The 13,973-nt window shown below is 67.7% G+C and carries 13 protein-coding genes; 4 read left to right on the forward strand and 9 right to left on the reverse strand.

The window, feature by feature from the left end:
- Positions 1–8: 8 nt before the first annotated feature.
- Both ACQ260_RS14830 and ACQ260_RS14835 read left to right on the forward strand, forming a co-directional pair.
- Positions 9–203, forward strand: a complete 195-nt coding sequence (locus ACQ260_RS14830; protein WP_432560232.1) for a hypothetical protein — start codon at positions 9–11, stop codon at positions 201–203.
- 15 nt (positions 204–218) lie between these two features.
- Entirely contained in the window at positions 219–851 is a 633-nt protein-coding gene (locus ACQ260_RS14835) for a YigZ family protein (RefSeq protein WP_432560233.1), read from the forward strand.
- A 12-nt stretch (positions 852–863) separates the two neighbouring features.
- Here ACQ260_RS14835 and ACQ260_RS14840 read toward each other — a convergent pair whose 3' ends face one another.
- Positions 864–4,250 carry a proline dehydrogenase family protein gene (locus ACQ260_RS14840; RefSeq protein ID WP_432560234.1) on the reverse strand — a complete coding sequence of 1,129 codons (3,387 nt, stop codon included), beginning with the start codon at positions 4,248–4,250 and terminating at the stop codon, positions 864–866.
- Positions 4,251–4,335: 85 nt separating this feature from the next.
- On the opposite strand from ACQ260_RS14840, the gene ACQ260_RS14845 reads away from it, so the two are divergent.
- Complete coding sequence (locus ACQ260_RS14845) at positions 4,336–4,935, forward strand: GNAT family N-acetyltransferase (RefSeq protein ID WP_432560235.1); 600 nt, start codon at positions 4,336–4,338, stop codon at positions 4,933–4,935.
- A 12-nt stretch (positions 4,936–4,947) separates the two neighbouring features.
- Here the strand turns inward: ACQ260_RS14845 and dcd are convergent, their stop codons facing one another.
- The 5 genes from dcd to ACQ260_RS14870 all read right to left on the reverse strand — a co-directional run bounded on the left by dcd (position 4,948) and on the right by ACQ260_RS14870 (position 9,954).
- Positions 4,948–5,526 (reverse strand): dCTP deaminase, encoded by a 579-nt coding sequence (gene dcd, locus ACQ260_RS14850; protein WP_432560236.1) that lies wholly within the window; start codon positions 5,524–5,526, stop codon positions 4,948–4,950.
- A gap of 89 nt (positions 5,527–5,615) precedes the next feature.
- Positions 5,616–6,215: a PepSY domain-containing protein gene (locus ACQ260_RS14855; protein WP_432560237.1), complete on the reverse strand. Its 600-nt coding sequence runs from the start codon at positions 6,213–6,215 to the stop codon at positions 5,616–5,618.
- A gap of 67 nt (positions 6,216–6,282) precedes the next feature.
- Positions 6,283–7,908, reverse strand: a complete 1,626-nt coding sequence (locus ACQ260_RS14860; RefSeq protein WP_432560238.1) for an FHA domain-containing protein — start codon at positions 7,906–7,908, stop codon at positions 6,283–6,285.
- The gene (locus tag ACQ260_RS14865; RefSeq protein WP_432560239.1) at positions 7,905–8,651 is read right to left on the reverse strand and encodes a PP2C family protein-serine/threonine phosphatase; all 747 of its coding nucleotides are present in this window, start codon (positions 8,649–8,651) and stop codon (positions 7,905–7,907) included. The genes ACQ260_RS14860 and ACQ260_RS14865 overlap by 4 nt, the downstream gene beginning before the upstream one ends.
- A gap of 94 nt (positions 8,652–8,745) precedes the next feature.
- Positions 8,746–9,954 (reverse strand): globin domain-containing protein, encoded by a 1,209-nt coding sequence (locus tag ACQ260_RS14870; RefSeq protein WP_432560240.1) that lies wholly within the window; start codon positions 9,952–9,954, stop codon positions 8,746–8,748.
- Between the two features lie 158 nt (positions 9,955–10,112).
- Here ACQ260_RS14870 and ACQ260_RS14875 point away from each other — a divergent pair, with 158 nt between their 5' ends.
- Entirely contained in the window at positions 10,113–11,087 is a 975-nt protein-coding gene (locus tag ACQ260_RS14875) for a glucosaminidase domain-containing protein (protein ID WP_432560241.1), read from the forward strand.
- 92 nt (positions 11,088–11,179) lie between these two features.
- On the opposite strand, the gene ACQ260_RS14880 is transcribed toward ACQ260_RS14875, so the two are convergent.
- The 3 genes from ACQ260_RS14880 to ACQ260_RS14890 are packed head-to-tail and all read right to left on the reverse strand — an operon-like array spanning position 11,180 to position 13,967.
- Entirely contained in the window at positions 11,180–12,448 is a 1,269-nt protein-coding gene (locus ACQ260_RS14880; protein WP_432560242.1) for an aspartate aminotransferase type Ic, read from the reverse strand.
- 38 nt (positions 12,449–12,486) lie between these two features.
- Positions 12,487–13,512, reverse strand: a complete 1,026-nt coding sequence (locus tag ACQ260_RS14885; RefSeq protein WP_432560243.1) for an AAA family ATPase — start codon at positions 13,510–13,512, stop codon at positions 12,487–12,489.
- Positions 13,509–13,967, reverse strand: a complete 459-nt coding sequence (locus tag ACQ260_RS14890) for a ribulose bisphosphate carboxylase small subunit (RefSeq protein WP_432560244.1) — start codon at positions 13,965–13,967, stop codon at positions 13,509–13,511. The genes ACQ260_RS14885 and ACQ260_RS14890 overlap by 4 nt, the downstream gene beginning before the upstream one ends.
- Positions 13,968–13,973 lie beyond the last annotated feature (6 nt).

Below are 13,973 nucleotides of genomic sequence, written 5' to 3' on the forward strand. Positions count from 1 at the left end.
GAGGCGCCATGAGCGAGTCCACCCAGGGCAATGCCCCGCAGGAACCGGAGAAGCACGACTCGGGCTATAGCGAGAACATCGATCCCGAGCCCATGGATCCGGTCACCGACCTCGGCGACGAGGAGAACCACCCCGAGCGGCACAGCTCCGGTTACAGCGAGCACGGCAACGTCGTCGACCCCACGAAGAACGCCAGCGAATGATGGTTTGCTGAGGGGGTGACCCGCTCTTATCGCACCGTCGCCCGCTCAGCCGAAACGGATATCGAAGTCAAGCGCTCGGTCTTCCGTTGTCACGTCGAGCACGTGAGCGACGAGGCCGCAGCGCGCGCGGTGGTCGAGCGCGCCCGCAGTGTTCATTGGGACGCTCGGCACCACTGCTCGGCGTTCATCCTCGGGCCGGCCGGTCAGACAGCCCGGTCTTCCGACGACGGGGAGCCGGCCGGCACCGCGGGTGCGCCCATGCTCGAGGTATTGCGCGGCCACGAGCTCACCGACGTCGTCGCCGTGGTCACCCGGTGGTTCGGAGGGACCCTGCTCGGCGCCGGCGGTCTGGTGCGTGCCTATTCGGATGCGGTGCGGGCTGGGCTCGCGGAGGCCGGAGTGCGCCGCCGAGAGCTCCGGGCCGAGTTCACGCTCGATCTCGACCACGCGGTGGCCGGCCGGGTGGAGTCGGAATTGCGGTCGCGGGGGTACGCGATCCTCGACACGAGTTATGCCGCCTTCGTCACGCTCCGGCTCGGGGTGCCCCAGGACGCCACCGAAGCGCTGACCACCGCGGTCGCCGAGTTGACCGGCGGCGCAACGGAGCCGCGCGCGGTGGGCGAATCCTGGGTGGACGCCCACGACTGAAATCGTCTGCACTCAGCGAAGCAGGTGCCCGAAGCGGTGCCGGGTGCGGGAGATCGTGCGCTCGCGCACCACGCTGAGGAGTTCGCGCCGCCCGTTCGCCAGCACTGGCCCGCCGAGGGCGATCACGCCCGGCGCCGACAGCTGATCAGCCACTGCCTGCGCCTCCGGCCCGACCACGCGAACCCGCTCACCGGCGAGTGCTTCAGCAAAATCCAGGTCGCTCTCCACACGCACTGCTGGGAGCCAGACGTGCCCGTTGAGCAGGTCGGCGTAGGTCACCTCGGGCGCCACACTCACCACCACGGGCGTCTGCGCCCGCAGCGCCGCCAACACGACCCGGGCCACCTCGACCAGCCGCGATCCGGCCAACCCGCGGACCACGAGCGGCACCGGGACCCATTGCAGGAGGTTCTCCTCGGCAACGAGATCCGCGGTGTCGACCGAGCGGCCGAGCACGTGGTCCCAGGACAGTGCATCCGAGCGCGCCGCCGCCCCCAGCCACGCTCGGTCGGCAGGATCGTTGAGCATCGCCCGGAAGTCCCCGAGTGCCGAGGCCGCCGCCCCGTCGACGTCCAGCCCCAGGGCGGGCAGCCGGGTCTCGGACCACACTCCGAGTTGGGCGACATAGTCGGGTCCGCCGGTCTTGGCCCCAGGGCCGACGACGGAGGCCTTCCAGCCACCGAACGGCTGGCGGCCGACGAGGGTGCCGGTGATGTGCCGGTTGACGTACGCATTGCCAATGTCCACTCGGGCCAACCAGCGTGCGATCTCATCGCGGTCCAACGAGTGCAGCCCGCCGCTCAGCCCGGACGCGACGTCGTTCTGCCACCGGATCGCCTCATCGAGGTCGGTGGCGTGCATGATGCCGAGCACCGGCCCGAGCAACTGCGTGCGGTGGAACCACGAGCCCGGTTGAACCCCTGCTCGGATTCCTGGTGACCACAACCCGCCTGAGTCGTCCAACGGCTTGGGCTCGATCAACCAGGACTCGCCCGGATCCAGTTCGGTCAGGGCACGCCACTGGTGTTCGTCCGGCTCGGCGATCAGCGGCCCCATCGTGACACCGAGATCGCGTGACCAGCCCACCCGCAGGGAGGAGACCGCGTCGACCAGCTGCTCTCGGAACCGCGGAGAGGATCCGATGTCACCGACGAGGATGGCCAACGATGCGGCCGAACCGTTCTGTCCGGCGTGGCCGAACGCGCAGCGGACGAGATCCGTCACCGCCTGATCGATGTCTGCCGCATCCGTGATGACGAAAGCGTTCTTGCCGGAGATCTCGGCCACCACACCGTGGCCCCCGACGCGGCCGGCGCGCAATGAGATGAAGTGGTCGGCGTCCTTCGCTGGTCCCGACAGCACGACTCCGTCCACGCCGTCGTGGGCGGTCAGCGTGTCGGTCACCGTCGGATCCGTCACCCGGACGACCTGCACGACGTCTTCCGGGACACCTGCAGCGCGGACCGCCTCCAACAGAATTTCCGCGCAGCACGAGACCTGCGCCGCGGGCTGCACCACCGCTGCGGAACCGGCGGCGAGGGCCGCGAAAACGCCGCCGGCGGGAATGGAGACCGGGAACGTCCAAGGCGGCAGCAGCACCGTGAGCGTGTGTGGGGTGAACGCGAGTCCATCGGTGAGGAGTGGATCGGTGTCGAGGTCGGCCGCGCGGTCGGCGTACCACCTCGCGAAATCCACCGCCTCCGAGACTTCCGGATCCGCGTCACCGACCGTCTTGGCACTCTCCGTCACCATCGCGGTGATCAGAGCACCGCGACGGTCCTCAACGGCGTCAGCGACCCGGCGGAGAATATCTCCGCGTTCGCGTGCCGTGCGCCGGCTCCACGCCGCACCGGCCGCGCGGCCTTTGGCCACCACGTCGTCGACTGCCGCGGCATCGGCGAGCACGGGTGCCCGGGGCGGCTCCGGCACCGTTTCGACCAGAGCCGCCGCCCAGTCCCGGACTTCCGGCAGGGACGGATCGGAGTCAGTGGTGTTCGCGAACCTCGGTGGTGCGGGCGGCCGTTGCGGGGAGCGGTGCCGTTCGGTCGACACACTGCGCATCCCGTCGACCGCGGCCCGGAATCGCGCCTCCTGTTCCTCCATGCGATCGCCGAACAGGGCGTTCAGGAAGTTCTCCGGCTGGGCGTTCTCCTCGAGGCGCCGAATGATGTAGGTCGAGGCAAGCTCGAACTGGTCACGGGGCACGACCGGTGTGTAAAGGATGATGCGCCCCACCGTGTCCCGCACGGCACGGGTCTTGGCGGGTGCCCAGCCCTGGAGCATCTCCATATCGACTTGGTCGGCGACCCCTCGACCACGTGCCAGCAGATAGGCCAGGGCGACGTCATAGAGGTTGTGCGTGCCGATCCCGACCCGGAAGCCCGGGCCGTGGTCCTGCGACATCGCCCGGTCGACGAGCGCCAGATAGTTGGCATCCGTCTGGTCCTTGGTCGCATAGGGCGCCAGCGCCCAGCCCCGCAGCTCGGCCTCCACCCGTTCCATCGCCAGGTTGGCCCCTTTGACCAGCCGCACCTTGACGGGCGCACCGCCGGCGTCGTGGCGTCGCTGGGCAAAGTCGATGACGGCGTCGAGTGCAGCACAGGCGTCCGGGAGATAGGACTGCAGCGCCAGTCCGGCGGAGAGGTGGGCGAACTCCGGCTCCGCCAGGATCGTGGTGAACACCTCGAGGGTCAGCTCGAGGTCCCGATATTCCTCGACATCCAGATTGATGAAGGCGTTCTTGGCGGCGGCCACGCGGAACACACCGCGCAACCGTTCGACGACCTCCGCAGCGGTGTCGGACAAGCTCCAATAGGATGTCCGGGACGTCAGCGCCGAAACATTCAGCGACACATGATCGGCACCGGGGATCCCGAGCAGATCGATCGTGCGGCGCAGCCGCTCGTCAGCGCCCCGGTTGCCCAGCACGGCGCCGCCCAGCATGTTGAGGTTCAGCCGGAACCCGTCGCGACGGGCCAGTCGCAGCCTTCGGGTGAGCGTCTGGGGGTCGGCATCGAACACGAGATGACCGACGAGCTGACGCCAGCGCTGTCGGGCCACCCGGACCACCAGCCCCGGGGTGCTGGTAGCGACCGCAGCACTGAACGACAGCAACGCCCGGTCGGCCGGGGACAGGAAGGCGCTGGTGTCCTCCGTCAACCGGCCGAGCTCGCGCGCCGCGACGGTCATGCTCTCCGGCCGGATCACACCGTCGACGAAACGGATCGACAGTTCGGAGCCGCCCCGGTCCTGCACGAGGCCCGCCAGCTGGGCGGAAGCACGTCGTTCGAACAGCGGGGACTCCCCCCGCGCGGGCGCGAGCCATCGTCTGGCCAGGACACAGGCAGGCTCGACCAACTCAGTGAGGTCGGCCGCCTCGCTGAAACCACTGGGGGACATGGCGGCAACCTCGATAGCGACAGATCACACAGGTTAGTCCGGCGACTGACCTAATGCGACGAATCGGTGACTAGCATGGCCATCTGTGAAAAATCTCCTCATTCGTTCAGCTGCTGTTGAGGATGCTACGGCGTGTGCGGCGATCTACGCGCCATACGTGCAACACACCGTGATCTCCTTCGAGGAAGCTCCGCCGGATCCGCCGGAGATGGCGCGGCGCATTGAGGCGAGGGGAACCAGCCACGCCTGGCTCGTGGCGTCAGAACCAGTGCCCGGGGGTGAGGCTGGGCGAGTTCTGGGGTTCGCGTACGCCGGAACGTACCGCGAGCGGGAGGCCTGGCAGTGGGTGTGTGAGACCTCCATCTATCTCGACCCGACCGCCACTGGCCGCGGTGTGGGGCGCCGCCTGTATTCCGCCCTGCTCGCCGCGCTCGCCGATCGCGGCTATCGCGTCGCGATCGCCAGCATTGCGCTGCCGAACCCGGCGAGCATCGCCCTGCACGAGGCCGTGGGCTTCACCGAGTTCGGAATCTCGCCGCGGGTGGGGTTCAAGTTCGGCGAGTGGGTCGACGTCGCCTGGCTCCAGCGCGGCATCGGTCCGGGCACCACGACCAGTCCCGGAGCCCTGACGCGTGGCGACCTCATCCACGGCACGACGACAGCCCCGTCGCACGGACACAACTAGTCCGCGACGCCCTCAGTCGACCGGGGTGCGATGGAAATTCAGGAACGACCGACTCGGGGTCGGACCGCGCTGGCCCTGATAACGAGAGCCATAGATCGACGACCCATAGGGCTCTTCGGAGGGCGACGACAACTGGAAAAAGCAGAGCTGGCCGATCTTCATCCCCGGCCACAGTTTGATCGGCAGCGTCGCCATGTTGGACAGCTCAAGGGTGACGTGACCGGAGAATCCCGGATCGATGAACCCGGCCGTCGAGTGCGTGAGCAGGCCCAGCCGGCCGAGGGAGGACTTGCCCTCCAACCGGGCGGCCACGTCGGTCGGCAGCGTCACGGTCTCCAACGTCGAGCCGAGCACGAACTCACCGGGATGGAGAATGAACGGTTCCTCCCCCGACGGCTCGACCATCCTGGTCAGCTCCGACTGGGCCTCCGCCGGATCGATGTGGGGATAACGGTGGTTCTCGAAAGTCCGGAAATAGCGGTCCAGCCGCACGTCCACACTGGACGGCTGCACCATCTCCGGGGTCCAAGGGTCTAATCCGATCTCGCCCGCTTCGATGCGGGCACGGATGTCGCGGTCCGAGAGCAGCACGCGCTGAGCCTATAGCACGAAAACAGCCGCCGGTCCCCAACCTGAACGGGTGGGCACCGGCGGCGGAGATGGAATCCGGCGCGGTCAGGTCAGCGGTCGACCTTGACCACGTTGCCGTCGCGGACATCGATATAGACCTCGATGTCATCCTGGTCCGGCGTGTCGATCGTGACCTCCCACACCGGCGCACCGTCCTCCTCATCGAGCTCGACATCATCAAGGGTGCCCGGCACCTCTCGGAGAGCGGCTTCGATGGCCTGCGCCATCGACAGACCGGCCTGTCCCAGTCGCTCACGGTCGTCACCGTCTGAGTCGTCCTCCTCCTGCTCGACGACGTTCTGACCGTCGGCGGAGACCTTCACCTCATGGCTGCGCTCTCCCACCATGACGTCGACTTCCCACGAACCGTCGTCGTCAGAATCGTCGATCTCATAAGGCGTGCCGCCCGCAGCGTCAGCAGCGGTCGCAATCGCCTGGAGCGCACCTTGATTCCGTTCCTCCGGCGCCTGATCGTCGGCATCCGTGGTGGCCGCGCCCGAGGTGGTTTCCTCGGTCGGCGCGGGCGCCTGCGGAGCCGTCGCCGGCGGCGGGGCGGGATCGGCGGGCTGCTGTTCGTCGGCCGTGCATGCTGCGGCGCTCAGCACCAACAAGCTGGTGGCGATGGCGGCAATTGATTTCTTGATAGTCACGTCCGTCACTCCCATATGTCGATATTTCAATGGTTGACCGAGAATAGACGAACGCCTCAAATCTCCGTCACGCCGGATGTTCCACATGGATGCTCACGCCGTCGCCCAAGTCGAGAACGCACCCGGGGAAGATCCGCAGCGGTTCGCCCGGCGCCATCCGCTCGGGTTCGGGCTGGCCGGGCCTGATCAGCAAGGTGCCGTTGGTGGAGTGCAGGTCGGTGGCGACGACTTCCCAGCCGTCCGGGCTCACCTGCAGATGGGTGCGGCTGATGTCCGTGCTCGGGCTCACCACCGTGAGCAGCTTCGGCAGTTCGTCCCGCGACACCTTGCTGGCCTGCGGCGAGCGGCCGATGAGGACGCTCCTGTCGACGTCGATCTCCTGGCCATCGCTGGCGCGCAGGACTGCCATGACCGGCCGCGGCATCAGCCGGGGCTGGCCTTGCAGGCCACCGCCGCAGCGCCGGCAACGCTGAGCCTCCGGGGGATTCGCGTGGCCCTGCTCGCACGTCACTCCGAGGACCATCCCGTTCTGGGTCTGGGCTGCCGAGGAGACCGACGGGGACGGGACGGCCTCAGCCGGCGGGCCGGACTGCGGAAGCGGGGGCGGCTGCAGGGGCGCTTGCGTCGACGGGATGGGCGGGGGCGCCTGTGGGGGCGTCTGCGGGATGGGCGGTGTCTGGGCGTACGCCGCCGGCGGCGGGGCGAAAGGATTTGCTGCGCCTGCTGGAGCACCGAAGGGGTTTGCGTCCGGCGGTTGCGGAGAGACCGGGCTCGCCGGCGGGTCCTCGTGGTCCTGCACGACGGACAGCGCGAACGGATTGTGCGGATCGGCAGACTGTGCGGCCGGCTGGGCTGCGGAAGTGCCGAACGGGTTGAAAGCCTCTGTGCTGCCTCCGGGCTCCAAGCCGTCGTCCTGCGCATCCGCCGGTGCGGGCTCGCTCTCCCCGAACGGATGTTCGGTCGGTGAGCTGCCGAACGGATCCGGCGCCGGCCGGGCCCGGCGAGCGGACGGGGCGGGTTCGTCGACGTCGTGCCCCGACTGGGGATCCTCGTCGGAGGTCTCGGTGACCGCCGGCACTGCCTCGTCCTCCACGACCACGGCGTCGACCACGGCGGAGCGCGCGGGCTCGAGCTCGGCGAGCGGCTCCTGCGTGGGCGCCGGCATAGGAACGGGCACAACCGCCTCGGGCTGCGCAGCGGCGCCTTGCGGACTGCTCACCAGGGCGGCGTCGGTTGCGTCGATCTCCAGGGAGCCGGCTGTCACCGCCCCCACCACGAGAGGCAACCGGAGGGTCGGGCCCTGCGTACCCTCCTCGGACCCGAGGTCCACGCGGACCCGACGGACATCCCCCAGACCGACCTCACTCCATGTCTGGACGTCTGCGCCGTTGGCGATGACGTCGCCGCTGGCGACGTCCACGATCTGAAGCTCGCCGCGGATAAGGGAGCGCATGGCGTCGCCGTGCCAGAAGAAAGCGGCGAAGTCGGCCATCTTCGACACATTGTGGCGAGCCAACTCGGCGATCAGGGCGTCCAGTGAGTCCGCCTCGAGGACGACCTGCCACAGTCGCTCGATGAGACCCGACGAGTGAGCCGGCGCCGGCTGGAGCACGACCAATGACGTGGGCCCACCGAGGACGACCCAATCGCCAGGGGTATAGGTGGCCCGCCACAGGCCGATCTGCTCGGTCATGAATTCTCCCGTCTCCAACTGGCCTCATCGACATCGACGATCACGACGGACACATTGTCCCGCGCCCCTGAGGTCAGTGCCAGGGACAACAGTTCCACAACAGCGTCCTGCGGCGTATTCGGCCCCAGCACGATTCCCTCCACGTCGGCAGGATCAGTCTCGTGCAACAACCCGTCGCTGCAGATGAGCAGTCGCTCACCCGCGACCATGGGCAGCAACCAATAGTCGGGGTCGAAATGATCCGCCGACCCGACGGCTTGGGTGAGAACGTTGCGCTCCGGATGGTGGGCCGCTTGTTCGGGCGTGAGCAAGCCCAGCGCGAGCATTCCCTGGACATGGGTGTGGTCCTCGGTGACCTGGATCATCCGCCGGCGCTGACCGGTGACGCGATAGATCCTCGAATCTCCGGCGTTCACCAGACACCAGTAAGGCTGTCCCCCGATCCGCACGGCCACAGCCGCCGCGATCGTGGTGGCGGCACGGTGGTTGGATTCCTGTTGGCTCCGGCGGACGTGGGCATGGACGTCCTCGACCGTGTCCGTCACCAGTTCCGGAGTGAGATCGGTCCGACCGACCAACTCACCGAATCGTTCCGCCACCATCCCGCTCGCCAGCGCGCCACGCTGGCAGCCGGAGATCCCGTCGGCGACGAGGAACACCGGGGCCCGGGCGACCACGCAGTCCTCGTTGATGGCTTTGACGGTCCCCTGGTGCGTCACTGCCGCATAGACCAGGAAATCCACGTCCGCAGAATAGTCGCGGACGTGGATTTCCGGCAGTGGTTCGACCACTGTCACCCGGCGCAATCACCGGGTCGACAGGATCACCGGTTCAGGATCACTGCGGCTGGCGGGCCCACAGGTCCGGGCCGAACACCTCATAGTCGATCCGGTCGGCCGGCACGCCACGCGCGAGAAGCTGGCGTCGGGCGTTGGCCATGAACTCGAGCGAGCCGCACATGAACACGCGGCAGCCGTCGGGGATCTCCACGTCGGACAGGTCCATATAGCCCTCGTGGGCCGGCCGACGGGTGGGGGCCAGGTCTGCGCCCTCCTCGTACCAGAACTCACCCACGGAGTCCTTGAGCTGCATCGACTGCCCCAGCATGCGCTGATAGAGGGCCTGGGTGCCGTGGTTGCGGTCGGCGTGATAGATGCGGACGGTGCGCTTGGGCTGGTGCTGCACCAGGTCCTCGAGAATCGCGGCCATCGGCGTGATGCCGATGCCGGCGCTGACGAGCACCAACGGCTCGTCGGACTGGTCGAGGATCACATCGCCGGACGGCTGCGACACGTCGAGAATCGTGCCGACCTGGGCGTTGTCGCCAAGCCAGTTGGAGACCTGGCCATCGGGCACGCCGTCGGTGCCCTTGGCACGCTTGATGGTCAGGCGGAAGCTCTTCCCGCCGGGGACGCCGGAAATCGTGTACTGCCGCGGCTGCCGCTCCCCGCCCGGCAGGTCAACGGCGATCGCCACGTATTGCCCCACGTGGTGGGTCGGCAGGTCGCCCTCGACCGGTGCAAGCTCCAGCGAGAACACGCCCTCGGTCTCGTCGTCGCGGTCGACCACCTTGTATTTCCGCCACGGCTGGTCCGGATCCGTGCCGCCCAACGCGTAGAGCTTGGCCTCCTCGGCGATCAACTGGGCACCGAAGAGCCAATAGACCTCATCCCACGCCGCCGCGACCTCGGGGGTCACCGCACCACCCAGGACGTCGCCTACAGCCCACATGAGGTGTCGGCCGACGATCGTGTAGTCGGTCGCCTTGATGCCCAGCGACACGTGCTTGTGGGCGATGCGCTGCATGATCGGACCGAAATCAGGGGCGTTCGGATCGATCAGATGCACGGCATAGGCCACCACCGACGCGGCCAGCGCCTTGGGCTGCTCGCCGATCGCCTGGTTGGCCTTGTTGAACACCTTCAGCAGTTCGGGATTCGCCTCGAACATGTGCGGATAGAACCGTGCGGTGATGGCCTCTGCGTTCTCGGCAACCACCCCCGCGGTCGCCTTGACAATGGCTTCGGACTCCGGGGACAGCAGCATTGCTCCTCCAAAAAGATCTGCACGTCGGTGTGCGCCGGACGATCGGCTCGCAATTTAACAGGTTTTTCAATGCTATTTGCGCTGGGGGGCGGCGTATAGGCTCATCCCGGTTTTGTTCATTCCCTGAGCACCCCGCTCCTTCGAGAGGCAATCAGCTCATGCGTCAACCCCAGATCCGTCTGGCCCTGTTGCTGATCTCGGCGCTGCTATTGCTAACGCTGGCCCTCAATGTCGCCTCCTGTCAACAGCAGAATGCTGCGCGACTCGGTCCGGGAGCCACCGGTCTGCGGGTCACGGCCGTGCAGTGGCTGCTCAACGCACACGGGATCGACGTCAACGTCACCGGCACGTTCGCCCACCAGACCCATGGTGCGGTGCGGGGCTTCCAGGCACGGTCGGGGATCGACATCAGCGGCGTGGTCGACCAGCGCACGTTCGATCGGCTGGCCGCCGAGGACGCCCGGGAGGGGGATCGCGGCCTGCGCGTGCGCGCCGTGCAGACCCTGCTGCACCTCCAGGGCAATCGGGTCCCGGTCCACGACAACTTCGACACCGCGACCGAGGAGGCAGTGGCAGGGTTCCAGAAGTCCGCCGACCTCGACGGCACCGGCATCGTCGACCGGGAAACCTGGCGGGCACTGTTCGTCGGCCCGAACAACGGCCCGGCGGTGACGGAGGCCGACCAGTTCCTGGCCACGATCGCTCCGTTCGCCAAGGAGGGCAGGGAGCGTTTCGGCGTGCCCGCCTCGGTCGCGATGGCCCAGGCGGTCCAGGAGACCGGCTGGGGCCGGTCAGCGCCGGGCAACAACTATTTCGGTGTGAAGTGCCACAACCAGTCCCCGGGACCGGTCCCGTTCGAGTGTCAGGACCTGGAGACCGGGGAGTGGGAGAACGGCCGCAGGGTGCAGATCACAGACCGTTTCCGGTCGTACGCATCCATGCGGGACTCGGTCCTCGACTACGGGAACTTCCTGGTGTCCAACTCCCGTTATCGCCCGGCGTTCACGGTCAACGGCGACCCGGCTGCGTTCGCGCGGGCGCTGCAGCGGGCCGGGTACGCCACCGACCCCGCGTACGCCGACTCCCTCATCGCGATCATGGACCAGCGCGATCTCTATCAACACGACCGGTGACGCGCGACCGGGAAACGGTTAGTTACACGCGTGTGAGTTATCCCCGTGGTTATCCACAAGCTGGGGACAACCGTGGTCCTGGCGCGCGCGGATCAGAGCAGCCGCTCCCCCGTCGCCAACACGACGCAGGTGGTCAACACATGCATCGCCCGCTGGACCTCGTCCAACGGCGGGAGCGTGGGCGCGATCCGGAGGTTCGCGTCCTCGGGATCGTTGCCGTAGGGATAGGTCGCGCCCGCCGGCGTGAGCGCGACGCCGACAGCCTTCGCCAGCTCGACGATCCGCTTTGCGGTGCCCGGCACGGTGTCGAGCGAGACGAAATAACCGCCCTTGGGGTCCGTCCATTCCGCGATGCCGAGGCCACCGAGATCCTCGTCGAGCGCCGCCCGGACCGCAGCGAACTTGGGGGCGATGATCTCGGCATGTCGGCGCATGTGGGCCTCCACACCGGCGGTGTCGCCGAAGAAGCGGACGTGCCGGAGTTGATTGACCTTGTCGGGGCCGATGGCACGGACGAAGTCCCGCGCCAGAAACCACTCCACATTGGCCGGCGAGGAGCCGAAGAACGACACTCCGCCGCCGGCGAAGGTCACCTTCGAGGTCGAGCCGAAGACGAACGGACGGTCGGGATGTCCGGCCTCTGCGCAAGCGGTGAGGATGTCGAGCAGTTCATCGCGCTCATCGCCGAGGTGGTGGATGGCATAGGCGTTGTCCCAATAGAGCCGGAAGTCGTCGGCTGCGCTCGGCATCGCGGCCAGACGCCGGACGACCTCGTCGGAATAAGTGGCTCCGGTCGGGTTGGAATATTTGGGCACGCACCAGATGCCCTTGATGCCGGCGTCGGCGCGAACGAGTTCCTCGACGACGTCCATGTCGGGGCCCTCGGTGGTCATCGGGACCGTGACGAGCTCAACCCCGAGCTCGGCCGCCACGGAGAAGTGCCGGTCATAGCCGGGTGCGGGCGCGAGGAACTTCACCTGCTCCCCTGCCCAGGACGCAGCGCCGCCCGGGAGCGCGTGGAAGAACGACATCGCCATGCACTGGTGCATGAGCGACAAGCTCGCGTTGTCGCGCGCCACGAGTTGATCGACCGGGACCCCTAGCAGGGGCGCAAAGATCTCGCGGAGTTCCACCAGTCCCGGCGCAGGTGGCCCGTAGTTGCGGACATCCACCCCGTCGGCGGTGTGATCGCCCGGCTGGAGCGCTGTCAGCATCGGCTCCGAAAGGTCGAGTTGTGCCGCCGACGGCTTGCCCCGGGTGATGTCCAGCTTCAGGCCCTCGGCCTCGAAGGCGGCATAGGCGGTCCGGGCCGTGTCGACAGCATCGGCCAGAGCAGAGCGATCAATCGCTGCGATATCCATGACCGAACGCTAGCCGCCTCCGCTGACAAGCAGCATGCCTAGCTCTCGGCCGCAGCCCTCTCCGCGCCGTCGAAGTGGCTGCTGCCGCGCACGTCCTCGGCGGTCAGCGTCGTGAGGTCCGATTTGGTGAGTGGGCGCTCCAGGGCGACAAGTCGCCTGGCCTGGCGCAGCCGTGTGCGCTCGATGGCGTTGCGGACGCTGCGCGCGTTGGAGAAGTTCGGCTTGGTCATGCGGATCGTCAAATAGTCCGCGAAGGACTCCCGCGATGCGGCGTCGAAGCTGAAATTCTCCTTGGTCACCATCTGTTCAGCGATCTGCATGAGCTCGTCCTGGGAATAGTCCCCGAACGCGATGTGGTGGGGCACCCGGGAGGACAGGCCCGGATTCGCGGCGAAGAGGTCGCCCATGCGGTCGGCGTACCCCGCGAAGATCACCACCAGACTCCCCCGCTCGTTCTCCATCTCGGTCAGGAGGATCTCGATGGCCTCCTGGCCATAGTCGCGTTCGTTCTCCGCGCGGAACAGCGCGTACGCCTCATCGATGAACAGCACCCCGCCCGCGGCCTTCGCGATGGCCTCCTTGGTCTTGGGCGCGGTCTGGCCGATGAACTGGCCGACGAGATCGTCACGGGTGACGGCGTGGACCTTCGGTGTCCGCAGATAGCCGAGCGCGTGCAGGATCTCCGCCATCCGCAGGGCAACCGTCGTCTTGCCCGTCCCCGGGCCTCCGGTGAAGCTCATGTGCAGGGTCGGTTTGGAGGTCGTCAGCCCGAAGCGTTCCCGAGCCCGATCCACGAGCAGCAGGGAGGCGATCTCGCGCACCCGCTGCTTCACCGACGCCAGCCCGATCAGCTCGTCGTCCAGCCGGGCGAGGGTTTCGTGGACCCGGGTGGCGACCTCGTCGTGGGCGAGATCGATGTGGGCGTCGTCGGGAAGGTACGCGGGTTCGGCGGTGCTCGGGTCCGCTGCTTTGTCCGGGGAGCCGGACGGTCCCTCCGCCGCGGTGGGAGACGCGGCGGAGGGAGTGCCCGGCCGATAGAAGCCGAAACCGGAACGCTGGCTCACGACCCGCCGGCTCCGTTGGAGCCGTTCCCGCCGTCGGCATAGCGGTGATCGGCCGGTCGGGTGGTGGCGTACGAATGGAATCCATAGGACTGGGCGCGGCCGCCGAGCTCGGTCCGGGTCAGCCCGAAGCCGGGCTCGTCTGCCGGGCGCTGCACGAGGAAGGACAGCGCAGTGGTCTGGCGGCCGAGCGAGGCGTCATAGGCGTTGACGCGCACATAGTGGTTGGGGAACGCGTTGCGGCATTCGTTGATCTCGAGCATGACGCCGTCCGGCTCGTCGAGATCGAACAGCGGCAGCCCCCACATCTCCCAATAGACATTGCGCGGATGGGGATCGTCGGTGTATTCCACCGAGACCGGCCACTTGTTGTCGAGGGCGTACTTGACCTGCAGGGCGATCTCCTCGTCGGTGAGCGGCGGCAGGTGGGCGAAGGTTCCATAGCGCAGGGTGGCCATGTCGGT

The sequence above is a fragment of the Ammonicoccus luteus genome, assembly GCF_050880385.1.
Lineage (GTDB): Bacteria > Actinomycetota > Actinomycetes > Propionibacteriales > Propionibacteriaceae > Enemella.